26 protein-coding genes are annotated in these 23,118 nt (G+C 64.3%); 5 read left to right on the top strand and 21 right to left on the bottom strand.

What is annotated here, in order from left to right; translation table 11 throughout:
* Positions 1–328: 328 nt before the first annotated feature.
* The gene (locus tag O4H53_RS06340; RefSeq protein ID WP_269362254.1) at positions 329–1,153 is read right to left on the bottom strand and encodes a zinc-ribbon domain-containing protein; all 825 of its coding nucleotides are present in this window, start codon (positions 1,151–1,153) and stop codon (positions 329–331) included.
* A 172-nt stretch (positions 1,154–1,325) separates the two neighbouring features.
* Here O4H53_RS06340 and O4H53_RS06335 point away from each other — a divergent pair, with 172 nt between their 5' ends.
* From O4H53_RS06335 to O4H53_RS06320, 4 genes are read left to right on the top strand one after another with little or no spacing between them, the layout of a single operon-like run.
* Positions 1,326–2,003 carry a cell division ATP-binding protein FtsE gene (locus tag O4H53_RS06335; protein WP_269362252.1) on the top strand — a complete coding sequence of 226 codons (678 nt, stop codon included), beginning with the start codon at positions 1,326–1,328 and terminating at the stop codon, positions 2,001–2,003.
* Complete coding sequence (locus O4H53_RS06330; protein ID WP_269362250.1) at positions 2,000–2,905, top strand: cell division protein FtsX; 906 nt, start codon at positions 2,000–2,002, stop codon at positions 2,903–2,905. The genes O4H53_RS06335 and O4H53_RS06330 overlap by 4 nt, the downstream gene beginning before the upstream one ends.
* The gene (locus O4H53_RS06325; RefSeq protein WP_269362248.1) at positions 2,905–3,630 is read left to right on the top strand and encodes a lysophospholipid acyltransferase family protein; all 726 of its coding nucleotides are present in this window, start codon (positions 2,905–2,907) and stop codon (positions 3,628–3,630) included. The genes O4H53_RS06330 and O4H53_RS06325 overlap by 1 nt, the downstream gene beginning before the upstream one ends.
* A complete protein-coding gene (locus O4H53_RS06320; RefSeq protein ID WP_269362246.1) occupies positions 3,617–4,222 on the top strand; it encodes a pyridoxamine 5'-phosphate oxidase family protein in 606 nt (201 codons plus the stop codon). Before O4H53_RS06325 ends, O4H53_RS06320 begins: the two co-directional genes overlap by 14 nt.
* Positions 4,223–4,326: 104 nt before the next feature.
* Here the strand turns inward: O4H53_RS06320 and lpdA are convergent, their stop codons facing one another.
* From lpdA to O4H53_RS06230, 19 genes are all read right to left on the bottom strand, one after another.
* Complete coding sequence (gene lpdA / locus O4H53_RS06315) at positions 4,327–5,715, bottom strand: dihydrolipoyl dehydrogenase (protein ID WP_269362245.1); 1,389 nt, start codon at positions 5,713–5,715, stop codon at positions 4,327–4,329.
* Between the two features lie 101 nt (positions 5,716–5,816).
* Positions 5,817–6,212, bottom strand: coding sequence for an MAPEG family protein (locus O4H53_RS06310; RefSeq protein ID WP_269362244.1), 396 nt, complete (start codon positions 6,210–6,212; stop codon positions 5,817–5,819).
* Positions 6,209–6,472, bottom strand: a complete 264-nt coding sequence (locus O4H53_RS06305; protein ID WP_269362242.1) for a hypothetical protein — start codon at positions 6,470–6,472, stop codon at positions 6,209–6,211. Before O4H53_RS06305 ends, O4H53_RS06310 begins: the two co-directional genes overlap by 4 nt.
* 11 nt (positions 6,473–6,483) lie before the next feature.
* Positions 6,484–6,867: an MAPEG family protein gene (locus O4H53_RS06300; RefSeq protein WP_269362240.1), complete on the bottom strand. Its 384-nt coding sequence runs from the start codon at positions 6,865–6,867 to the stop codon at positions 6,484–6,486.
* Positions 6,868–6,877: 10 nt separating this feature from the next.
* Positions 6,878–7,237: a nuclear transport factor 2 family protein gene (locus O4H53_RS27175; protein WP_443069516.1), complete on the bottom strand. Its 360-nt coding sequence runs from the start codon at positions 7,235–7,237 to the stop codon at positions 6,878–6,880.
* A 14-nt stretch (positions 7,238–7,251) separates the two neighbouring features.
* Positions 7,252–7,419 (bottom strand): hypothetical protein, encoded by a 168-nt coding sequence (locus tag O4H53_RS06295; protein WP_269362238.1) that lies wholly within the window; start codon positions 7,417–7,419, stop codon positions 7,252–7,254.
* Between the two features lie 412 nt (positions 7,420–7,831).
* Positions 7,832–9,364: a 2-oxoglutarate dehydrogenase complex dihydrolipoyllysine-residue succinyltransferase gene (gene odhB, locus O4H53_RS06290; RefSeq protein ID WP_269362237.1), complete on the bottom strand. Its 1,533-nt coding sequence runs from the start codon at positions 9,362–9,364 to the stop codon at positions 7,832–7,834.
* 3 nt (positions 9,365–9,367) lie between these two features.
* Positions 9,368–12,331, bottom strand: coding sequence for a 2-oxoglutarate dehydrogenase E1 component (locus tag O4H53_RS06285; protein WP_269362235.1), 2,964 nt, complete (start codon positions 12,329–12,331; stop codon positions 9,368–9,370).
* A gap of 43 nt (positions 12,332–12,374) precedes the next feature.
* A complete protein-coding gene (locus tag O4H53_RS06280; protein WP_269362232.1) occupies positions 12,375–13,601 on the bottom strand; it encodes a hypothetical protein in 1,227 nt (408 codons plus the stop codon).
* Between the two features lie 122 nt (positions 13,602–13,723).
* Positions 13,724–14,611, bottom strand: coding sequence for a succinate--CoA ligase subunit alpha (gene sucD / locus O4H53_RS06275; RefSeq protein WP_269362231.1), 888 nt, complete (start codon positions 14,609–14,611; stop codon positions 13,724–13,726).
* Positions 14,612–14,666: 55 nt separating this feature from the next.
* Entirely contained in the window at positions 14,667–14,918 is a 252-nt protein-coding gene (locus O4H53_RS06270; RefSeq protein ID WP_269362230.1) for a hypothetical protein, read from the bottom strand.
* A gap of 16 nt (positions 14,919–14,934) precedes the next feature.
* A complete protein-coding gene (locus O4H53_RS06265; protein WP_269362229.1) occupies positions 14,935–15,729 on the bottom strand; it encodes a class I SAM-dependent methyltransferase in 795 nt (264 codons plus the stop codon).
* Positions 15,726–16,247: a hypothetical protein gene (locus O4H53_RS06260; protein WP_269362228.1), complete on the bottom strand. Its 522-nt coding sequence runs from the start codon at positions 16,245–16,247 to the stop codon at positions 15,726–15,728. The genes O4H53_RS06265 and O4H53_RS06260 overlap by 4 nt, the downstream gene beginning before the upstream one ends.
* A 22-nt stretch (positions 16,248–16,269) precedes the next feature.
* Positions 16,270–17,463 carry an ADP-forming succinate--CoA ligase subunit beta gene (gene sucC, locus O4H53_RS06255; RefSeq protein ID WP_269362226.1) on the bottom strand — a complete coding sequence of 398 codons (1,194 nt, stop codon included), beginning with the start codon at positions 17,461–17,463 and terminating at the stop codon, positions 16,270–16,272.
* A 272-nt stretch (positions 17,464–17,735) separates the two neighbouring features.
* Positions 17,736–18,623, bottom strand: coding sequence for a sulfotransferase domain-containing protein (locus O4H53_RS06250; RefSeq protein WP_269362224.1), 888 nt, complete (start codon positions 18,621–18,623; stop codon positions 17,736–17,738).
* A gap of 289 nt (positions 18,624–18,912) precedes the next feature.
* Positions 18,913–19,944 (bottom strand): MaoC family dehydratase, encoded by a 1,032-nt coding sequence (locus tag O4H53_RS06245; protein ID WP_269362223.1) that lies wholly within the window; start codon positions 19,942–19,944, stop codon positions 18,913–18,915.
* The gene (locus tag O4H53_RS06240) at positions 19,944–20,147 is read right to left on the bottom strand and encodes a DUF1737 domain-containing protein (RefSeq protein WP_269362222.1); all 204 of its coding nucleotides are present in this window, start codon (positions 20,145–20,147) and stop codon (positions 19,944–19,946) included. The genes O4H53_RS06245 and O4H53_RS06240 overlap by 1 nt, the downstream gene beginning before the upstream one ends.
* A gap of 17 nt (positions 20,148–20,164) precedes the next feature.
* Positions 20,165–20,722 carry an NnrU family protein gene (locus O4H53_RS06235; protein ID WP_269362219.1) on the bottom strand — a complete coding sequence of 186 codons (558 nt, stop codon included), beginning with the start codon at positions 20,720–20,722 and terminating at the stop codon, positions 20,165–20,167.
* 4 nt (positions 20,723–20,726) lie between these two features.
* On the bottom strand, positions 20,727–21,584 hold the full coding sequence (locus tag O4H53_RS06230) for an HpcH/HpaI aldolase/citrate lyase family protein (RefSeq protein WP_269362217.1): 858 nt from the start codon (positions 21,582–21,584) through the stop codon (positions 20,727–20,729).
* Between the two features lie 348 nt (positions 21,585–21,932).
* On the opposite strand from O4H53_RS06230, the gene O4H53_RS06225 reads away from it, so the two are divergent.
* A complete protein-coding gene (locus O4H53_RS06225) occupies positions 21,933–22,253 on the top strand; it encodes a hypothetical protein (protein WP_443069515.1) in 321 nt (106 codons plus the stop codon).
* A 60-nt stretch (positions 22,254–22,313) separates the two neighbouring features.
* On the opposite strand, the gene O4H53_RS06220 is transcribed toward O4H53_RS06225, so the two are convergent.
* Positions 22,314–23,069 carry a sulfite exporter TauE/SafE family protein gene (locus tag O4H53_RS06220; RefSeq protein WP_269362215.1) on the bottom strand — a complete coding sequence of 252 codons (756 nt, stop codon included), beginning with the start codon at positions 23,067–23,069 and terminating at the stop codon, positions 22,314–22,316.
* Positions 23,070–23,118: the final 49 nt, after the last annotated feature.

Genomic DNA, 23,118 nt, shown 5'->3' with positions numbered 1-23,118 from the left:
CCCCCCCCGCGGGGCCCCCCCCGCGGGGGGCGCCACCCCACCCTCTCCCCCCGGGCGGGGCCCCCCCCTGCGCGGCTTCTTCTTTATTTTTTTTTTTGACATGTCATCACGGCACTCAGATGAAGGCACTCAGATGAAGGCAGGCTGCGTGTCACCCGAAAACTCCGGTGGCCCGTGCCCGGAACATTGCCCGTACCCGGAACAATGGTTCGCAGCTGCGCTAAGTGTTTGAGGTGCAACATCAGACCCGGCCCCTGAGCCTCCGGCCCGAACCACGCCCAAAACGCCCGTCACGGGCGTTATTCAGGACGGGGAACGGGAAAAACCCTCAGGGTGTGGATTGCGCTGCCAGTGAATCCAGCCAGATCAGCAGGTCCTGAACATTCCGGTCAAGCCAGAGCCGGAGCTGGTCAACGCCGCTGACATAGGAGGACAGATAGGGGTCCACCTGCGGCACCGCGCGGGCGATCTGCGGGGCAAAGACATAGATGGCAATCAGGATTGCCGCGCAGAGGATCACCAGCACGAAGCCACGGCCGAAACCGCCCCCGCGCGCGGTGACCGGCAGATCACCCTCGCCCGGCGCGCTCTGGGGGGTGCCGCGCTCATGATCGCTGCGCAGGGTGGAGTTGATCTCTTCGATGTCGGGCAGCAGTTCCCGGCGCGAGGACATGGCGGCGGCGCGGGCCTCTTCCTCTGACAGCGGTTCCGGCTCGCCCCGCATCCGCGCCATCCGGCGGCGGGCCTCCAGCGCGCGGCGTTCGCGGTCGTCTTCGGGGTCGGCCACATCCAGCCCCAGATCGGGCTGGCTTTCCAGCGGCTGCGCCTGCTCCTGGCGGCGTTTGCGCGCCTCATGCTCGGCTTCCGCTTCCTGGCGCAGGATGTCGGCCACCGCCGGATCCAGCTTGCGCCGCTCCGGCGCCGGGGCGGGCCGGGCGGGTGGCGGCGGCGGTGCGGTTTCCTCGTCCGGTGCCGGGGCATCGGGCGGCGGCACCTCGACGGCGTCTTCACTTACCTCTTCGGGGGCATGGTCCGGGTGATGCTGAAACCAGGTCTGGCCGCAATTGGAACATTGCACATCCCGCCCGGTTGCCGGCATGACGTCATCGGGCACTTCATATTGTGCATCGCAATTCGGACAGGTCAGCCTCATTGATGTTCCCGCTGCTCTCCATGGTCCCGTTTCGGGCCGTTAACCATTTTCGACCAGCATAGTGCAAGATTTCCGCAGGAAAAGTGCAATCTCGACGCTGGACCCCGATGTGGTGCATTGAATCCCCGGCGGTGCTCAGGCACAACAGGTCGACAAAACCCGGGGAACCTGCGTGATCGAGCTGGAAAATGTGGCCTACAGCTATGGCGGCGGCGAATTGCTGTCGGACATAACGCTGAAACTCGCGCCCGGGTCCTTTCATTTCCTGACCGGCCCCTCGGGTGCGGGCAAGACAACCCTGATGAAGCTGTGCTACGGCGCGCTTTTGCCCACGGCGGGCCATGTGCGCCTGTTCGGGGCGGATGTGCGCGGGCTGGGCCGGGATGACATTGCCATGGTGCGCCGCCGGGTCGGCGTGGTGCATCAGGACGTGCAGTTTCTCGACCATCTGGATGTGTCGGAAAACGTCAACCTGCCGCTGACCGTTTCGGGTCGCAACGCCGAGGCCGCGGGCGGTGACCTGGCCGAGCTGATGTCCTGGGTCGGGCTGACCAACCGGGCCAATGCGCTGCCGCCGGAGCTGTCGGGCGGCGAACGCCAGCGCGCCGCCCTGGCGCGGGCCGTCATCATGTCGCCCGACGTGGTGCTGGCGGATGAGCCCACGGGCAACATCGACTGGGACATGTCGCAACGCCTGCTGCGGCTGCTGATCGAGCTGAACAAGATGGGCAAGACCGTGCTGATTGCCACCCATGACCTGAGCCTGATCCGCGCCACCAAGGCGCATGTACAGGCCCGGGTGCTGCGCATCGCAAACCGCCGCGTCCAGCTGGCGGGGGCGGACCTGTGAAGCCGGGGGCAGGCAGCCTGCGCGCCCTTTTGGCGGGAGACCGGCAGGCGGACCGGGTGGTGCCGCCTTCGGGCTTCACCGCGCAGCTGACCCTTTTCGCGGCCGGTGCCATGGCGTTTCTCGCGGTCTTTGCGCTGGCGCTGTCGCTGGCGGCGGGCCGTCTGGCGGAACGCTGGGGGTCGGAGCTTGCCCGCACCGCCACTGTGCGGATCGTGGCCCCGCTGGACCAGCGCGCGGCCCAGACCGACGCGGCGCTGCGCATTCTGGAAACCACCAGGGGGGTGGCGACCGCCCGCGCCCTGACGGATGCGGAACAACAGGCGCTGCTGGCCCCCTGGTTCGGCCCGGACCTGGCGCTGGACGCGCTGCCGGTGCCGCGGCTGATCGAGGTGATCGAGGACAGTGACGGCATGGATGCCGCAGGCCTGCGCCTGCGGCTGGCCGCCGAGGTGCCCGGTGCGGTGCTGGACGATCACGGGCGCTGGCGCGAACCGCTGGTGCAGGCGGCCTCGCGGCTGCGGCTGATCGGCTGGGTCTCGATCGCGCTGATCGCGGCGGCGGTGGCGGCGATGATCACCCTTGCCGCACAGGCCGCCCTTGCCGCCAATGCGCAGGTGATTGCGGTGCTGCGTCTGGTGGGGGCTACCGATGATTACATCGCCCAGGCCTTTGTCCGCCGGTTCACCCTGCGGGCACTCTCGGGGGCGGCGGCAGGCACGGTTGTGGGCCTGATCGCCGTGGTGCTGCTGCCCAGCGCCTCCGAAACCGGCGGTTTCCTGACCGGGCTGGGCTTTCGCGGGCTGCACTGGCTGCTGCCCGTCCTGATTCCGCTGCTGGCGGGGGGCGTCGCCTTTGCCGCGACGCGGGCCGCGGCACGGCGCACCTTGAGAGGGCTTTCGTGATGCTGCAATGGATACGGTCGATCCTTTACGTGGTGCAGGTGACCTTGGCGATGCCGCTTGTCGGCCTGGCCTTCGCCCCCTGGGCCATGTTCTCCAAACGCGGCGCCTATACCGCCTGCAAGACCTATGCCGCCTGGTGCATGTGGTCGGCGCGCTGGCTGATTGGGCTGCGCTGCGAAGTGCGCGGCCCGGTGCCGCAGGGAGAGGTGCTGATCGCGGCCAAGCACCAGTCCTTCCTCGACATCATCATGATCTTTCACGCCCTGCCGCGGGCCAAGTTCATCATGAAGCGCGAGATCCTCTGGACCCCGGTGATCGGGCAATACACCAGGCGGATGCAGATGATCGCGGTGGACCGGGGCAAGCGCGGCAAGGCGATAGCCAAGATGATCGCGGATGTGGAGGCGGGCAAGATCGAGCCGGGGCAGATCGTGATCTATTCCCAGGGCACCCGGGTCGCGCCGGGCAAGCGCATTCCCTACAAGATCGGCAGCGCCGCGCTCTACGAGCAGTTGCAGCAGACCTGCATCCCGGCGGCGACCAACGCGGGCTATTTCTGGCCGCGCCGGGGGCTGTACCGGCGGCCGGGGGTCGCGGTGGTCGAATTCCTCGACCCGATTGCGCCGGGGCTGGACCGGGCCAGCTTCATGCAGCGGCTTGAAGAGGTGGTGGAACGCCGGTCGGACGCGCTGTTGCAGGAGGCCGGCTGGCGTGCGGCGGATTGAGGATATCGCGGCGCTTGAGGCGCTTTACGGCAGGCCCGGCGCGCCGTCACTGCGCAAGGTGGCGGACCGGCTGACGCCGCTCTACCGCAAATGGATCATGGCGTCGAAGCTTTGCATTCTGACCACGGTGGGGCCTGACGGCACCGATGGCAGCCCGCGCGGCGACGATGGCCCGGTGGTGCTGGAACTGGATCCGCAGCGGCTGGCGCTGCCCGACTGGCGCGGCAACAACCGGCTGGATTCACTGCGCAACATCGTGGTGGATGGCCGGGTGTCGCTGATGTTCCTGGTGCCGGGGTCGAACAATGTGGTGCGGGTGAACGGCACCGCGATCCTGACCGACGATGCCGATCTGCGCGCCCGCTTCGACAAGTCCGGCCGCCAGCCCGCCACGGTGATCGTGATCACCACATCCGAGATCTATACCCAATGCGCCCGCGCGCTGATGCGGGCAGGCACCTGGGCCGGTGTGGACGAAAGCACCGGGTTGCCCAGCGTGGGAGAGATCCTGGCGGAGATGACCAGCGGCGAAGAGGGCGGCGCGCCCTATGACGATGCCTGGGGCGCACGGGCCGCCCGGACGATGTGGTAATGGCAACCTCTGCCCCATAGCAAAAGGGGGCCTGTATCGCGACACACCCCCCTCTCTTTTTGGCTCATAAATATCCCTGCGCAACGCATGCCGGGCCCGCCACCTCACATGTGGATCGGGCCATCCCCGCAGGCCAGCGCGGCTTCGCGGACCGCTTCGGAATAGGTCGGATGCGCGTGGCATGTCATCGCCAGATCCTGCGCCGAGGCGCCGAATTCCATCGCCACGCAGACCTCGTGGATCAGATCGCCGGCACCGGGGCCGATGATATGCGCGCCCAGGATGCGGTCGGTCTCCTTGTCCACGATGATCTTGACGAAACCGTCGCCCGCAAAAACCGCCTTGGCCCGGGCGTTGCCCATGAAGGAGAACTTGCCGACCTTATAGGCGCGGCCCGCTTCCTTGAGGGTGGCTTCCGTCTCGCCCACCGATGCGACCTCGGGGTGGGTGTAGATCACGCCGGGGATCACGCCATAGTTCACATGGCCGTGCTTGCCCGCGATCACCTCGGCCACGGCCATGCCCTCGTCCTCGGCCTTGTGGGCCAGCATCGGGCCTTCGATCACGTCGCCGATGGCATAGATGCCCTTGACGGAAGTAGCCCAGTGGTCATCGACCGCGATCTGGCCGCGCTTGGTCAGCGCGATGCCCAGGGCATCGAGACCGACGCCGTCGTGATAGGGTTTGCGCCCGGTGGCGACCAGCACCACATCGGCGTCGATCACATGTTCGCTGTCGTCCTTGCGCAGCTTGTAATGCACCTTGGCCTTGGTCTTGGTCGCCTCTGTCTTCTGCACGGCGGCCCCCATGATGAAGTCCAGCCCCTGCTTTTTCAGCATCCGCTGGAAGGTCTTCTGCACCTCGGGGTCCATGCCCGGTGTGATCGCATCGAGGAATTCCACGACGGTGACGTCCGAGCCCAGGCGCGCATAGACGCTGCCCAGCTCCAGCCCGATCACGCCGGCGCCGATGACCACCATCTTCTTGGGCACCTTGCCCAGTTCCAGCGCGCCGGTGGAGGTGACGACGACTTTCTCGTCGACCTCGACGCCGGGCAGGGACGCGGCTTCGGACCCGGTGGCGATGATGATGTTTTTCGCCTCATGCACCTCGTCGCCGACCTTGACCTTGCCGGCCTCGGGGATGCTGCCCCAGCCTTTCAGCCAGTCGATCTTGTTCTTCTTGAACAGGAATTCGATGCCCTTGGTATTGGTGTCGATGGTGGATTGCTTGTAGCTCAGCATCTGTTTCCAGTCGACCGAGGGGCTTTTGCCCTTCAGGCCCATCTCGGCAAAGTTGTGCTCTGCCTCATGCAGCATATGGGAGGCATGCAGCAGCGCCTTGGAGGGGATGCAGCCGACGTTCAGGCAGGTGCCGCCCAGGGTGTCGCGCCCCTCGACGCAGGCGGTCTTCAGGCCCAGCTGCGCACAGCGGATGGCGGCGACATAGCCGCCGGGGCCGGAGCCGATTACGATGACATCATAGGTGGACATGTGTGTCTCCTTGGGTGTTGAGCGTGTTGACAGCGAGGGTAGGGGGGCCAGCCCCCCGGCGCAAGCGCCTCCCCCCGGTGGTATTTACTGGAACAATGAAATCAAAAGAGCGCCACCAGCAGCATCAGCAGGGTGGCAATGAAACCGGCAAACCAGATCAGCGACCGCCAGGGCCGCCAGCCCAGCGCATAGGCAGGCACATAGAGCAGCCGCGCGATCAGGTAGACCCAGCCGCAGAGCGCGGTCAGCGCATTGTTCTGCCCCGACATCTGGATCACGCCCACGGCAATGGCAAACAGGATCAGCCCCTCGAAGTGGTTGTCAAAGGCGCGGCCGAGGCGCGCGGTGCGGTCGGTCAGCGTGTTGTTGGGGGGCCGGTCGCGGGCGGACATGGTGAAGCCGGGCCCCAGCTCGCGGTTGGCGGGCACCGCGTAGAGCGCGAATTGCAGGTATTGCAGGATCGCGGCGAGGGTCAGGGCAGTGAGTTCCGGGGTCATTTGGTGTCCAGAAAATACGCCGAAGAGGAGGTGACCGTGCCGCCATCGTCCGAGGCCAGGGCGTTGGACCTTTCGATCCAGGCCTGCGCCTTGTCGCGGTCATTGACCTTGAGCAGGAAGAAGGCATGGGTATCGCTGTCGGCGTCCTTCCAGACCTGCAGCACGGTCAGCCCCGCGTTGCGCCGGGCCTCGTCATCCTTGTCGAAGGCGGCTTTCCAGTCGGCGAAGGAGGTGACGTGCTGGTGGACGATCATCTGCATGGCAAGTCCTTTCAAAGCGCCTGGAGGTAGAGGACGGCGGTGGCGATGAAGCCCGCCAGCCAGGCCAGCGTGCGCACCGCAGGCACGCCGAGCGCATAGACCGGCAGGTAGATGATCCGCGCGATCATGAAGACCTGAGCAGCCAGCAGGGTGGTGGCATTGGTCTTGTTCAGGACCTCAAGGATCAGCACGGCGGGGGCAAAGAGGGTCATTGCGACGAGGGAGTTGTTCAGCGCCCGTTCGATCCGCGCCACCATGCCCCGGGTGCCGCGGTTGTCGTCGCGCGAGGACATGATGTAGCCCATGGAAAGCTGGTTCATGGCGCCCATCACCTGCAACAGGATGGTGATCATGACCAGCAGGCCATAGGCGATGAGGATGGTGATTTCGGTCATGGTTGAACTTTCACTTTGGAGTCAGGGGCGCGCAGGGGGTGCCTTGATGAAATCGTAATTTCCAGCCGCCGCTGGAGCTGTCCCAGATTGAGGACCTGTTTGCCCATTCTGTCGACCCGTCATACCGGACTTCTGATACATAAGTTACGATACTTATGTCGTCTGACAAGGCGCGGCTCATCATTTGATGAAGCGTTGCGTCGATGGGCGTTGCCTGATCGGGCGAGAAAAGCATCTCCGTGCGCGTGTATCTTCGCCCGGAGCGCCCGAACTCTGCGAAATCATCCGCGAAAACCTGTTCCATCAGGTCGGGATCAAAACGCGAGACGGTCGCCCAAAGCGAATGTTCGATGGCATGGAGTTCCTGCATCCGGGTCCCGTTGTTCAGCAGGTCATGGGGCGGAACCCCACCCTGTCGGTTCTGCAAACACGGTCGCGCAGCCTATTGCTATCGCCGAGGCCCACAAACACGTTCGCCATGGTCGAGGCCGCGACGGATTGCGCGATTTGCAACATGCAAGCAAGGGCGACGGTGAAGAGGATCGGGGTCATGTGACTTGCCTTAGTTTATAGTGAAAAACCCAGTGAACCAATGAGATTGATCCGAGAACAGTCACCCCTATTACATACCGTTGTGCCGCGTGTTCATCGCAGGTTGGGCACGGGAGTAGTCGCTGCAGGATGAATAATGCGGCCAAAAAAGACCAAAATAGAGCAGCATATTTATTGGCTTTCAGAGTGCGTATGGCGTTTTGACCAGTCGTTCGAGCGATATATGCATAGAGAAACAGAATTCCCCCGAGTGTGATGCTTGAATTAATTACAGCAATCCGAAAATAGCTATCGGACGTGGCATAAATCAGGACCCACGCCGTGCTCCCAGAAACCGCCAAGCATATAAAAGCACACCAAATCTGGAGCGCCTTGTTCAATGAGCTGACTGTTTGCATGTCTTCAGCGGATCTCACAAATCCATCAGCAAGCGGCGCGGGTCTTCCAGTGCCTCTTTCACACGCACGAGGAAGGTGACCGCCCCCTTGCCGTCGACGATGCGGTGGTCGTAGCTGAGGGCGAGGTACATCATCGGGCGCACCACGATTTCGCCGTTCACCACCATCGCGCGGTCCTGGATCTTGTGCATGCCCAGGATGCCGGATTGCGGCGGGTTCAGGATCGGCGAGGACATCAGCGAGCCATAGACGCCGCCGTTGGAGATGGTGAAGGTGCCGCCCTGCATGTCGGCCATGCTGAGCTTGCCGTCGCGCGCCTTGACGCCCAGGGTGTTGATTGTTTTCTCAATCTCGGCAAAGGACATGGCGTCGGCGTTCCTGACCACCGGCACCACAAGGCCGGTGGGGGTGCCCACGGCGATGCCCATGTGGACATAGTTCTTGTAGACCACATCGGTGCCGTCGATCTCTGCGTTCACGTCCGGCACTTCGTTCAGGGCGTGGCAGCAGGCCTTGGTGAAGAAGGACATGAAGCCCAGCTTCACCCCGTGTTTCTTTTCGAAGAGCACCTTGTATTCGTTGCGCAGGTCCATCACCGCGGTCATGTCGACCTCGTTGTAGGTGGTCAGCATCGCGGCGGTGTTCTGCGATTCCTTGAGACGGCGGGCGATGGTCTGGCGCAGGCGGGTCATCTTGACGCGTTCCTCGCGGGCGGCGTCATCGGCGCTGGAGGGCGCGCGGGGGGCGGATTTCGCCTCCGGTGCCGAAGCGGCGGAGGTGCCTGCGGCGATGGCCCTGGCCACGTCCTCTTTCATCACCCGGCCATCGCGGCCGGTGCCGGTGACGGCATCGCGGCTGATGTTGTTTTCCGCCATCGCCTTTTTCGCGGAAGGCGCGTCTTCGACATCCTTGCCGCCCTTGCTTTCGGCGGCGGGGGCCGCTGCGCTTTGCTTTGCGGGGGCGGCGGCGCCGGTGCCTTCGCCACCGGAGATCACCGCGAGCTTTCCATTGGCCTCGACGGTGCTGCCTTCCTCGGCCAGGATCTGGGTCAGGGTGCCGGCGGCGGGGGCGGGCACCTCGACGCTGACCTTGTCGGTTTCCAGCTCGCAGAGCATTTCATCCTGCGCGACGGTATCGCCGACCTGTTTGAACCAGGTGCTGACGGTGGCCTCCGTCACGCTTTCGCCCAGGGTGGGGACCATGACATCGACATCATCGGCGGGGTCGCGGGGTTTCATTTCCTCGGCCCCGGCATCGACGGATTTCGGCGCCTCCTTGCCGGTGTCAGCCGCCTTGCCCCTGGGCGCTTCATCCCCGGCGGAGATATTGGCCAGCAGAGCATCGACGCCCACGGTTTCGCCTTCGGCGGCGACGATGTCGGCCAGGGTGCCTGCCACCGGGCTGGGCACTTCGACGGTGACCTTGTCGGTTTCCAGCTCGCAGAGCATTTCATCGACCGCCACGCTGTCGCCGGGTTTCTTGAACCAGGTGGCGACGGTTGCTTCGGTCACGGATTCGCCCAGGGTGGGCACACGTACTTCGGTCATGGGTTACTTTCCTTTGATGGTCAGCGCTTCGTCAACGAGAGCGGCTTGTTGTGCTTTGTGCTGGCTCGCCAGGCCCGTGGCGGGAGAGGCGGCTGTGGCGCGGCCGGCATAGGCCGGGCGGCCGTGTTTTGCACCGATGCGGCCCAGGACCCATTCGATGTTCGGTTCGATAAAGCTCCAGGCCCCCTGGTTCTTGGGTTCTTCCTGGCACCAGACCATTTCGGCATTCTTGAAGCGTTCCAGCTCCTTCACCGCGGATTGCGCGGGGAAGGGGTAGAATTGTTCGAAACGCAGGATGTAGATATCGTCGATCCCGCGGCTGTCGCGTTCTTCCAGCAGGTCGTAATAGACCTTGCCGGAGCACATGACGACGCGCTTGATCTTGTCATCGGCGACCAGCTTGGTCTCTGAATTGCCCTTTTCCGCGTCGTCCCACAGGACCCGGTGGAAGCTGCTGCCGGTGGTGAACTCCTCGGCCTCGCTGACCGCCATCTTGTGGCGCAGCAGGGATTTGGGTGTCATCAGCATGAGCGGCTTGCGGTAGCTGCGGTGCAGCTGGCGGCGCAGCAGGTGGAAGTAGTTGGCGGGCGTGGTGCAATTGGCCACGATCCAGTTGTCACCGCCGCACATGGTCAGGAAGCGTTCCAGCCGGGCGGAGGAATGTTCCGGCCCTTGCCCTTCGTAGCCGTGAGGCATCAGGCAGACGAGGCCGGACATGCGCAGCCATTTGCTTTCGCCCGAGCTGATGAACTGGTCGAACATGATCTGCGCGCCGTTTGCAAAGTCGCCGAACTGGGCCTCCCATAGGGTCAGGGCGTTGGGTTCGGCCAGCGAATAGCCATATTCGAAACCCAGCACCGCATATTCCGACAGCATGGAATCGATGACCTCGTATTCCGCCTGCCCCTCGCGGATGTGGTTGAGGGGGTAATAGCGGTCTTCGGTCTCCTGGTTGATCAGGGCGGAATGGCGTTGGCTGAAGGTGCCGCGGGCGCTGTCCTGACCGGCAAGGCGGACCTTGTAGCCTTCGGTCAGCAGGGAGCCAAAGGCAATCGCCTCGGCGGTGGCCCAGTCAAAACCCTTGCCATCCTTGAACATCGCCGCTTTCGCCTCAAGCAGGCGGCCCACTGTCTTGTGCAGGGGGAAATCCTCGGGCGCGGTGGTCAGCGCCTTGCCGACTTCGGCCAGGGTTTCGCGGGAAATGGCGGTCTTGCCGCGCTGGTATTTCTTTTCCTTGGACTTATCGAGATGGGACCATTTGCCATCCAGCCAGTCGGCCTTGTTGGGGCGGTAATCCTTGCCCGCCTCGAATTCCTCGTTCATCTTTTTCTGGAAATCGGCCTTCATGTCCTCGATCTCGCCCTCGGGGACAAGGCCGTCCTTGACCAGCCGATCGGAATAGAGGCTGAGCGTGGTCTTCTGGCCCTTGATCTTCTTGTACATGATCGGGTTGGTGAACATCGGCTCGTCGCCTTCGTTGTGACCGAAGCGGCGGTAGCAGATGATGTCGATCACCACATCCTTGTGGAACTTCTGGCGGAATTCCGTGGCGACGCGGGCGGCGTGAACCACTGCCTCCGGGTCGTCGCCGTTGACGTGGAAGATCGGCGCCTCGACCACCAGGGCATTGTCGGTGGGATAGGGCGAGGAGCGCGAGAAATGCGGCGCGGTGGTAAAGCCGATCTGGTTGTTCACCACGATATGCATGGTGCCGCCGGTCTTGTGACCGCGCAGGCCGGAGAGGGCGAAACATTCCGCCACCACGCCCTGACCGGCAAAGGCCGCATCGCCATGCAGCAGGATCGGCATCACCTTGGTCCGCTCGCGGTCGTTCAGCTGGTCCTGCTTGGCGCGCGCCTTGCCCAGGACAACGGGGTTCACCGCCTCCAGGTGGCTGGGGTTGGCGGTCAGGCTGAGGTGGACGATGTTGCCGTCGAAATCGCGGTCGGACGAGGCCCCGAGGTGGTATTTCACGTCGCCCGAACCATCCACGTCTTCGGGTTTGAAGCTGCCGCCCTGGAATTCGTTGAAGATCGCGCGGTAGGGTTTCTGCATCACATTGGCCAGCACCGACAAGCGGCCCCGGTGGGGCATCCCGATCACGATATCCTTGACCCCCAGCTGGCCGCCCCGCTTGATGATCTGTTCCATCGCGGGGATCAGGCTTTCGCCGCCGTCCAGGCCGAAGCGTTTGGTGCCCATGTATTTGACATGCAGGAACTTCTCAAAGCCCTCGGCCTCGACCAGCTTGTTCAGGATCGCCTTGCGGCCGTTCTGGGTAAAGGAGATTTCCTTGCCATAGCCTTCGATCCGTTCCTTGAGCCAGCCGGCCTCTTCGGGGTTGGAGATATGCATGTATTGCAGCGCGAAGGTGCCGCAATAGGTGCGTTTCACGATGTCCACGATCTGGGCCATGGTGGCCACTTCGAGGCCCAGCACGTTGTCGATGAAGATCGGGCGGTCCATGTCGGCCTTTTCAAAGCCATAGGCCCTGGGGTCCAGTTCGGCATGGGTGCCGGTGTCGCGCATGCCCAGCGGGTCCAGGTCGGCGGCGAGGTGCCCGCGGATCCGGTAGGCGCGGATCAGCATCAGGGCGCGGACCGAATCCAGCACCGCGCTGCGCACCTGCTCCTCGGTGATCTGCGCGCCTTGTTCGGCGGCTTTTTCCTTGATCTTGCGGCCTGCGGCCTCAGCCTCGACCGGTTCGGGCCAGATGCCTGTCAGCGCGCCGATGTTGTCGCCCATGGGTGCCGGGGGCCAGTCGCTGCGCGCCCAGGAGGGGCCTGCCGCCTCTGCCCTGACGGCTTCGCCGTCGTCGCCCATGGCCTTGAAGAAGGCCGCCCATGCCGCGTCCACCGCATTGGGGTCGTTGGCGTATCTGGCATACATCTGTTCAAGGTATTCTGCGTTTTCACCTTCCATGAAGGATGACGCGTGGAACTGTTCGTTTCCGGGTTGTTCGGTCATGATGTGGCCTCGTTCGGGCGGGGGTTATGGTCAAATTCGGTTTCTAGAGGGCTTGCCTCAACGGCCTTCGTCCGTCGGGTGCGGCTGCGGCCCAGGTGCCCCCAAGGCAGGGGGCGGTCTGCTGCGGCGCGCTGTGCACCCCTGGCGGGGAGGCGTCAAGGTCACTCAGCGTGGCGGGGTCGATCAACTGGCGCAGGCGGTTGTCGCGCTGAACCTGGGCGGCGATGCCGCGCAGCCATTGGTCGATGCGGTGACGCTCATGCGTGCCAAGATCGTTGCGCGACAGGGGCGACTGGGCGCGATGCGCGGGAAAGCTGCCAGCGATGTCGGCGGCGGTCAGCCCCTGCGCCCAGGGTTCGATGCCGTCCAGATGGCGGCGCTGACGGGCGGCAATTGCGGCGGCCTGATCCGGGGCGAACAGGGTCAGCGGGCCGTCACCTTCGACATTTGCGGCGCGGGTGATCGCAAAGAGACGCCGCCGCAGCTGGTCCGCCCCGGCGGCATCCGGTGTCGGGGAAAGGGTTTCGAGGTGCCAGAACACATGGCCCAGGCCGATCGTTGTCAGATAGCCCGGTGATACATTCACGCGCGGGACATCACAGGTCACGCGGCCCTTGAGCGGGCCGTCAAAGCCGGCCATCGCCATCAGGCGTTCGGGCAGCGCAAGTGCGCGGTCCGGGCTGTGGTAGGGGGCGGCGATGACATGGAAGCCGAGGTCTGAAAGCTGCCGGAAACTTTCGGCGTAGCGCTGGATCGGAAACGCCTCCAGCCCGCGCGTGCCGAGATCCAGGCGGGCGTTCATGGTCTTGAGTTTCTGAACATAGGCGCTGGTCAGAAAACCGGCCTGTTCGCGGATCAGGACCAGAAGATCAATCCGGTCGAAGCCGAGCGTGGATACCGCGTCATGCAGGTGGCGGGCCGCGCGTTGGCGGCGGGAGTCGCTCTCGCGGGGGTCGAATTCGTTTCGGAAGCTGCCGTCGACCAGCAGCATCCGTGACAGCCGCTCTGCCGAGAGGATGACCGAGGCGTCCGGATGTGCCGCGCAGAACTGGCCAAAGCGGTCGATCAGATCGCTTTGTTCCGCCGTGCGGTCCGCCGGGGCGGCCAGAAAGGCATGGGCCAGCGGTTCGCCATTGGCATTGGGGTTCAGCAGGTCCAGCGGCAGGACCAGACCGGCATCCGCCAGCACGGCGGCATTGCCCCGGAGCCAGTGCTGAAAGCTGCTGGTGCCCGTCTTGAATGGCCCGATATGCAGGATCAGCCGGCGCATCACAGGATGCTCGGTCGGGGGCGGACGGTAAGGGCGGGCGGCTGTCGCATCATGTCTCGCGGGTTGGATGGGGGGCGAAGGGCCGGCCTGCTGTCGGCCCTTCGCCTGGTTCGGGCAGGGGATCAGCCCTTTTCGATCGCGGCCTTCACGGCCTCGCCCAGGGTGGCGGGGCTGTCGGCGACAACGATACCGGCGGATTTCATCGCTTCGATCTTGTCCTCGGCACCGCCCTTGCCACCGGCGACGATGGCACCTGCGTGGCCCATGCGGCGGCCCGGAGGGGCGGTGCGGCCCGCGATGAAACCGGCGGTGGGTTTCCAGCGGCCCTTCTTGCGTTCGTCGGCCAGGAATTGCGCGGCTTCTTCCTCGGCGGAGCCGCCGATTTCGCCGATCATGATGATGCTCTCGGTCTCATCGTCGGCCAGGAACATTTCCAGCACGTCGATATGTTCGGTCCCCTTGATCGGGTCGCCGCCGATGCCCACGGCGGAGGATTGGCCATAGCCGAGATCGGTGGTCTGCTTGACCGCCTCGTAGGTCAGGGTGCCGGAACGGCTGACCACGCCGCAGGAGCCGCGTTTGTGGATGTGGCCGGGCATGATGCCGATCTTGCAGGCGTCGGGGGTGATGACACCGGGGCAGTTCGGCCCGATCAGGCGGGATTTCGACCCTTCCAGCGCGCGGGCGACGCGCATCATGTCCAGCACCGGAATGCCTTCGGTGATGCAGACGATCAGCTCCATCTCGGCGTCGATGGCTTCAAGAATGGAATCGGCCGCGAAGGGAGGCGGCACATAGATGACGGAGGCATTGGCCCCGGTGACATGGCGCGCCTCGTGGACGGAGTTGAACACGGGCAGGTCCAGGTGGGTCTGACCGCCCTTGCCGGGCGTCACACCGCCGACCATCTTGGTGCCATAGGCGATGGCCTGTTCGGTGTGGAACGTCCCCTGCGAGCCGGTGAGGCCCTGACAGATGACTTTGGTGTTTTCGTCTACAAGTACGGCCATATTGGTTCCTTTGGGTATCCGTTAGAAGGGCACAAGCGGTTGAAACCGCCTGTGGTTAATCGATGATGGGTTGTGATCCGTCGTCGGGTTGCGGCGTGTAGCAGGCATATTGGCCATTTTGACCACAGGTTGGCGCGGCGGCGGCAGCCGGTGCCGGTGCAACCGTGGCAAGGCCGCTGCTGGGGTGGATGGCCTGCGGGCCGTTGCGCACCCCATCGTTGGCGGTGTTGTAATTGCATCCCGCAAGCAGGGCGCCCAGGCACAGCGCGGCGATGACGCGGGTGGATGTGGTATGGATCAGGTTCATCATTCTCTCCATTGTGTCAGGCGGCCGACTTGCGCAGCAGGACCGAGATATTGTCGTCGACCGGCAGGGTAAAGCGGTTGACCAGCCAGGTCCTGAACCCGATCTGCGCGGCGCATTTGCGCAGGCTGGACAGGGTGAAGTAATTGACGTGGTCGGGGTAGCGGAAGCCGCACCATTTCGGGCCGATCACGCGGCGGTTCAGCGAGGCGAAGTTCGGCACGCGGATGAAGACCCCGCCGTCGGGTTTCAGCGCCCGGTGCGCGCCCTTCAGCACGCCGGTCACATCGGTCTCATGTTCGAGATATGAGAACATGACGATGCCGTCGAACTGGCCCTTGTCGAAATTCCAGATCGCCTCGGCGCCCGCGCCATGCAGGCAATAGCCGCCCTGCGCGCGCATCCGTTTGTCCGAAATCCTGTGCAGCGCGGTGGACAATTCGATGCCGTAAGGCGTCATCGGTGCCGTGATCCGCTGGCCCCAGCCCGACCCGATGTCGAGCACATGGCCATCGTTGAACCAGCGCCGGAAGCTGTTGGTCTTGTCACGGTACATGCCCAGCGCATTGCGCAGCCTGCGCACATAGGGGCTGAACCGGGTCGATCCCCTGGAGGCGGCTTTCTTGTCCTCGTAGGTCTTTTCCCAGGCGAAATCCTCTTCCAGCGCCTCGTAGGCGGGGGGATTTTGCAGATAGGTCATGGTGCAGCCATTGCAGGTGGCCACCTGCCAGGGGTCCGGCGAATAGGCGGGAAGCGGGGTGGCATCCGTGTCGTGGCAGACCGGGCAGGGACGCGGGGCGCTTTGATCCATCATGACCCCTCCGGCAGGCCAAGCCCGTCATAGAGGCGGTCAACCGCCATGAAGGTCACAGGGGCATGGGGCGCGTTGCGCAGGCCCACATGGACCACGGCAACCCGGCCGCGCAGCAGTTCGCGCCCCTCGATCAGGGTGGTGCCGGGGGTGACCGCATGGGTATCGGGCAGCGGAATCGGGGTGCCGAAGACCGGCGGCGTCGCCATCTGGATGCGCAGCGCCTCGATGGCTGCGGCGGTATGATCGCCGTCAAAGGCCACTTCGCAGCGCCGTTCGACGCCGCGCTGGGCATCCGCCGGGCGCGGCTCAAGACTGTCGTCCCAGAAGGTCAGGGTGAAGGGGGCGGTTCCGGCGCTCATGTTGTCGCGGGCCTGGGCCTCCGTCTGGCCGGCCTTGAAGCACCAGGCGTTGAAGCTGTCGATGGCCAGCTTCGCCTCGTTTCCGGACGCCAGAACCGGCCCTGCCGCAAGATATGCGGTCAGGGTTACGGTCAGGGTCACAAGGCGAAGGGAGCGCATCAGATGGCCTTTGGTTCGGGACTTAGCCTTTGACGGCTTTCACGATCTTTTCGGCACCGTCCTTGAGATCGTCAGCAGCGATCACATCGACATCGGAGTTATTGATGATCTCCTTGCCCTTTTCGACATTGGTGCCTTCGAGGCGGACCACCAGCGGCACCTTGAGGCCCACTTCCTTGACCGCGGCGATCACGCCCTCGGCGATGACATCGCAGCGCATGATGCCGCCGAAGATGTTCACCAGGATGCCTTTGACCTGCGGGTCGGAGGTGATGATCTTGAAGGCCTCGGTCACTTTTTCCTTGGTCGCGCCGCCGCCCACGTCGAGGAAGTTGGCAGGCTCGGCCCCGTAGAGCTTGATGATGTCCATGGTGGCCATCGCCAGGCCGGCGCCGTTGACCATGCAGCCGATCTCGCCGTCCAGCGCGATGTAGTTCAGGTCGTATTTGGAGGCTTCGAGTTCCTTGGGGTCTTCCTCGGTGGTGTCGCGCAGTTCCGCGATGTCGGCGTGGCGGTAGATCGCGTTGCCGTCAAAGCTGACCTTGGCGTCCAGCACCTTGAGGTCGCCGCCGTCGGTGACGATCAGCGGGTTGATCTCCAGCATCTCCATGTCTTTTTCCAGGAACGCCTTGTAGAGCAGGCCCATCAGCCCGACGCATTGCTTGACCTGCTTGCCTTCCAGCCCGAGGGCAAAGGCGATGCGGCGGCCGTGGAAAGCCTGGTAGCCGGTGGCCGGATCGACAGAGAAGGACAGGATTTTCTCGGGCGTCGATGCGGCGACTTCCTCGATGTCCATGCCACCCTCGGTGGAGCAGACAAAGGACACGCGCGATGTCTGGCGGTCCACCAGCAGGGCCAGGTAGAGTTCGGTTTCGATGCCGGAGCCGTCTTCGATGTAGATGCGGTTGACCTGTTTGCCCGCCGGGCCGGTCTGATGCGTGACCAGGGTGCGGCCCAGCATCTTCTTGGCCTGTTCGGCGGCCTCTTCCACGGATTTGGTCAGGCGCACGCCGCCTGCGTCACCGGCATCTGCTTCCTTGAACTTGCCCTTGCCGCGGCCGCCTGCGTGGATCTGCGCCTTGACCACCCAGAGCGGGCCATCCATCTCGCCGGCGGCGTTCTTGGCGTCCTCGGCCTTGAGGACCACGCGGCCATCGGAGACGGGCGCGCCGTAGCTGCGCAGGAGGGCTTTGGCCTGGTATTCGTGGATGTTCATCGCAAAAGGATCCCGTAGTTGGTTCAAGAGCAGGGCGCAGCGCGCGCGAGTCTTATCTGTCGGGAACCAGACTTTCTCAGTTGCGGGGATATTGAAAGTGGAAACTGCAGTTTGTGATCACACGCGGAAAAGGTGTGATCACAAAATCGGCGACTTTAAGCGGATGTCAATGAAACATGGGTGAACCAGGGTCTGGAGTTCACTTTTTACCCCCTTGGGGTTCGGTGCGGGCCGCGGGGATTCTGTGCGCCGGGGCCGCGCCGCGCCGCCCGTCATCCGGCGGAACTGCCCTGCGCGCCGTGCTCCAGCCAGGCGCGGTCCTGTGGCCCGAGATGGGCGTCCATCATGCTGTCATAGGCGGACAATTCCGCATCGCTGAGCTTGCCGATCCATTTGCCGCCACTGGCGCTGTGGAAGAAATCGGAATCCTTCTTCATGAAGCCGGTGCCGCCGCCCGGTGCATACCGCGCGGCATGGGCCTTCATGTTGTCGAAGGTGGCGGCCTGGATCAGCGCCTCCATCAGCGCGGCGGGGTGCGTTATGCCCAGCAGCCCGGCCACCCTCGCAAAGGTGCCGGGCAGATCGCGGGTCATGTCGGCATAGTGAAACAGCGCGACATTGGGGCGCTCGGCGAGGGCAGCGGCGGCCTTGTAGTGTTGCAGGATATGCGCAAGCGGCATGGCATCGGTATCGAAGCCTTCGGCCCCGCCGTCCAGGAAGCGGCGGAAGGTGGTGCCGTCGCGGTCATCCTCCGGATACCAGAAGTCGAGCAGGTGCATGGGGATGTTGCGCAGGTGTTTGCGGTAGGAGAAATGCGCATCCAGCGGGTGGCGGAAGACGCAGATATATTGCGCCTCGTCATCCAGCGGCAGACCGTCCATCGGCGTGTGGCTCTTCAGGCAGCGCCGATGGGTCATGGCTTCGAGCCGCGCGGCCACCTCCGGCAGTTCACGCAGGCGGATGTCGACCCATGGCATCCGGAGGGCGACTTCGGTTTCGACATCGGGGTCGCCGGAGAACAGCAGGGCGATGATGGTCTGCATCCAGGTGGTGCCGCATTTCGGCGGGGAGGCGACGATGACGTCGTCGGGGCGGATATTGACACTGTCCCAGCGGCGGTTGTCGGTCAGGGCACCGAGGTAGAGTTTTCGGCGGGTCATGTCTGGGCCTCCTGCAGGGTCCGGTACAGGGAAAGTGCTGTGCGGGCAGAATGCAATGGTAAAATGGCCGGGGGGGCTGTGCGAGGTGTAGCTGCCGTCGATCACTAGCAGCCAAGGCCCGGAACAAGCCGAAGGCGCCGGGCCATCGCCTGCCCGTGCCCCGGGTAGGCGATTTGGTGAGGCTGGGCGTGTCCCCGATGGGGCTCATCACGGTTGAGAAATAAAGTGGCATGAACATAGGTCAGCATCGCCCACCCCGGGCAGGCGACGGCCCGGCATGTGCCTTATCTCACACCGGCATCAGCGCCCAGTAGTCGAGGTCGAGCAGGACCTCGGGCAGGTATTTGCCATCCTCGCCTTTCAGCCTGAAGGGCGCGCCCCCCCTGGTCGCCACCAGCCGCAGGCGGATGGCGCCGACGCCGGGGGTGGATGTTTCGGCCTTGTCCAGCACTTCGGACCAGGCGCGGATCGTGTCGCCTGCAAGGCAGGGGTTGGCATGTGCCCCGCCGTTCAGGCCCACGACCATCTGCGCATTGGCCAGCCCGTTGAAGGACAGCGCCCGGGCCATGGAGATCACATGGCCGCCATAGATCAGGCGGCTGCCGTCGGGGCGGGCGGAGGTGTCGAAATGCACCTTGGCGGTGTTCTGCCACAGGCGGGTGGCCAGCATGTGTTCGGCCTCTTCCACTGTGACGCCATCGACGTGGTCGATCTGTTCGCCCACCTGGTAGTCGCCCCAGCGGTGCGGCTCGCCTGCCAGTTCGAAATCGTAGTGCGTGAAATCAAGCCCCTTCGGGATCACCAGATCGCCCGCGTCCAATGCGGCGGGCAGCTCGGGGACAACCGTGTCGGGCGCGGGGGCGTCGAGGTTCCTTTTGCGGACCATGACCCAGCGGACATATTCCAGCACGGTTTCGTCATGTTGGTTCAACCCGGTGGTGCGCACATAGACCACGCCGGTCTTGCCGTTGGAGTTCTGCTTGAGGCCGATCACCCGCGATTCGCTGCGCAGGGTGTCGCCGGGCCAGACCGGGCTCAGCCAGCGGCCCTGGGCATAGCCAAGGTTCGCCACGGCATTCAGCGAGACATCCGGCACGGTTTTGCCAAAGACCACATGGAAGGCGATCATATCGTCCAGCGGGCTGAAGGGCAGGCCGCAGCCTTGGGCGAACTGGTCGGAGGAATAGAGCGCGTGGCGCGCGGGGTAGAGCATGTGGTAGAGCGCCCGTTCACCCGACGTGACGGTGCGCGGCACCGCGTGGCGGATGGTCTCGCCCAGGGTGTAATCCTCGAAGAAACGTCCGGCGTTGGTCTTGGTCATCAGTGGTCCCCCAGCCTGGTGTCGGGGGTATAGGTGCCTTCGACCTCTTTCACGACCGACTGGCCGCAGCGCATGACTCCGGCGGCGTGATCCCATGTCTGGGTGGGTGAGCCGTAAAGTTCCCAGCCCTTGTTCAGGGCAGCGGTGACCTTGTGGCAGAAGGCGGAGGTGTCTTCTTCGGACAGGAAGCGATAGAGTTTCATGCAGGCTCCGTGCGGGTTCAGGAGGGGAAGGGCGAGACGCCCAGCCAGCTGTGGATCGTCACGACCACGGCAAAGATGACGGCGGTGATCACCACCAGCCGGATATAGGTGGCGCGCCCGGCATGGGGGGGCGGGGTCCAGCCGGGTTCGGCGCGGTTGATCAGGATGACGCTGACCACGGCCCAGGCCAGCAGCCCGCCGAAGAGGATGATCGAGGCCAGATCGCCGTTCACCAGCAGGTGCGCCACGGCCCAGGTCTTGACCGCGAGCAGCTGCGGATGGCGGGTCCTGTAGGCGGGCCAGGCCTTGGCCCCCTTGGCGGCAGAAGAACCGAAGATCCAGAAGGCCAGCAGCATCAGCAGGTTGTTGATATGGACCATGAAGGCGGGCGGGTTCCAGACCGGGATGAAGTCGGCACCGCGATAGCCGATGATCATCAGCGCCACGCCGGCCACGATCAGAACCGCCACCAGGCCCTTGCCGGGTTCGCCGAGTTTCGCCCGGGCATCGGGGGCGAGGCGTTTGAAATAATGTGCGCCCACCCAGAGGATGAGACCGAGGATCAGAAGGAACATGGCGCTACTCCGCGCTGAGGGCTGCGATTGCCTCCAGTTTTGCCAGTGTTTCGCGGGCAGTTGCAACATGCAGGTTTTCCACGATCTTGCCGTCCACCACCGCGACGCTCTGACCGGAGGCGATGACTTCCTCGTAGGCGGCGATCTGGCGGCGGGCGAGATCGGCTTCTTCCTCGGTGGGAGAGAAGGCCGCGTTGGCCACCTCAAGCTGTGCCGGGTGGATCAGCGTCTTGCCGTCAAAGCCCATGTCGCGGCCCTGATCGCATTCGGCGCGCAGGCCCTCGTCGTCCTTGAAGGCGTTATAGACCCCGTCGATGATGGCGCAGCCATGGGCCTTGGCCGCCAGCACGCAGAGGCCGAGGCCGGTCATCAGCGGCAGGCGGTCGGCGCGGAACCGCGTTTGCAGGTCCTTGGCCAGATCGTTGGTGCCCATGACCATGGCCTGCAATGACCGGTGCGCGGCGATGGCGGGGGCGTTGAGCATGGCACCGGGGGTTTCCATCATCGCCCAGAGCGGCCTGTCACCGACGATTTCAGCCAGTGCTTCGAGGTCGGCGGGGCTGCCCACCTTGGGCAGCAGGATCGCGTCGGCATCCATGTCGCGGGCGGCCTGCGCGTCGTCCTTGCCCCATTCGGTGTCCAGCGCGTTGATGCGGATCACCTTGAGCCGCGCGCCATAGCCGCCTTCGCCTAGCGCCCCGGCCAGGGTGGCGCGGGCGGCAGATTTCTCGTCCGGGCTGACCGCATCCTCAAGGTCAAAGATGATCGCATCGCAGGGCAGGCTGCGGGCCTTGTCCAGTGCGCGGGGTTTGGAGCCGGGAATATAGAGCGCGGAACGCAGGGGGCGGGTGATCTTGGACATGGGGCCTCCGATGGGGTTGGCCGCGCCGGGCGGCGGCGTGTGGACATATTGTTGCGCGCAGATGCTCATTTTTGATTGAAAAGTTCAAGGGGAAACGCGCCGCAGCGCAGCGAAAATCAAATTGAACAGGTTCCGTACGCATCGTTAACCAGTATTTCAGGGAGTTGCCCGCATCCTTTGCCCCGTCGCCTGTCCAGGGGAAGATGGTTCCGGCAGGGCCGCCGGACACCCGGTCAGCAGGCGCATTGGCACGTAACCTGGCCCACCCAGGTCGCACGGGCAGAGCCCGGACAGGTCCGCCGATCAGGGTGCAGCCTTTCGAATGAAGGCAGTGAAATGAAGCAGATGATGAAAATCTTCAATCTGGCCGCGCTGACGGCGGGGGCGGTGGCCTATCTGGCTGCAACCACGGATGTGGCCGCGCAGACCCGGCGCAACTGCGGGCCGCGCGATGTGGTGGTGGCGCGGCTGGCGGAGGGATATGGCGAGACGCGCCAGTCCATCGGGCTGGGGGCGAACAATGCGGTGGTCGAGGTCTTTGCCTCTGACGAGACGGGAAGCTGGACGATCACGGTGACAATGCCGGGCGGGATGACCTGCCTTGTGGCCTCCGGTCAGGCCTTCGAACAGGTGGCGGAGGCGCTGCCCGCCCGGGGGCAGGATGCCTGACGGCGGAAAATTTTCAGAAAAGTCATATGTCAGGTGACATATGAATGGGGTGGTCCGGCGTCAGGTCAGGCCATCCCAGATCAGCTTGGTCCCGGTGATCAGAAGCAGGGCATAGGTGATGCCAAAGAACAGTTTTTCCGGCACCACGTGATGCGCGCGCACCCCCGCCCAGGTGCCCAGAAGGGCGAAGGGAGCCAGCAGGAGATTGGCCGTAAAGGTCTGGCTGGTGAACATCCCCAGCGCGGCATAGGGGAAGAACTTGATCAGGTTGAAGACGCAGAAGATCAGGACGGTGGTGGCCTGGAACTGTGTCTTGGTCAGACCGCGTGTCAGCAGGAACACCGCCGCCGGGGGGCCGCCCGCATGGCTGACGAAGGTGGTGAACCCGGTGACCGAGCCGATGAACAGCCCGGCGCGGTCGGAAAACCGCAAATTTGTCAAGGGAAGCCAACCCCTTGCAAGGCTGACCTTCCAGAACACGAAACCGACGGAGACACCGCCGATCAGCAGGCGGAACACATCTGGTGAGGCGACCCGGTAGAGCGCCGCGCCCAGGGCGATGCCGGGCAGCCCGCCGAGGATCAGCAGCCTGGCGTCGCGGGTGCTCCATTTCTTCCAGTAGGGTCTGAGCGAACTGGCGTCGATCAGCATCAGCAGCGGCAGCATCACGCCAAGTGCCAGGCCGGGTTCGACGACCAGCGCCAGGATGGTGGCAGCGGCAAAGGCCGCGCCCGAGCCGAAGCCCGCCTTGGACACCCCGGCAAAGAAGACCGCAGGCCCGGCGACCAGAAAGAAGAACAGATCGAAGGTCAGCATGTCTTAGTTTATACCCACCTGAAATCAGTGGATTTTCCGTGGAACTTGC

The organism is Sulfitobacter sp. G21635-S1 (assembly GCF_027213915.1).
Classification (GTDB): Bacteria; Pseudomonadota; Alphaproteobacteria; order Rhodobacterales; family Rhodobacteraceae; genus Sulfitobacter.
Note: the sequence above shows the minus strand (reverse complement) of the source record. Positions and strands in the feature narration are given on the sequence as shown.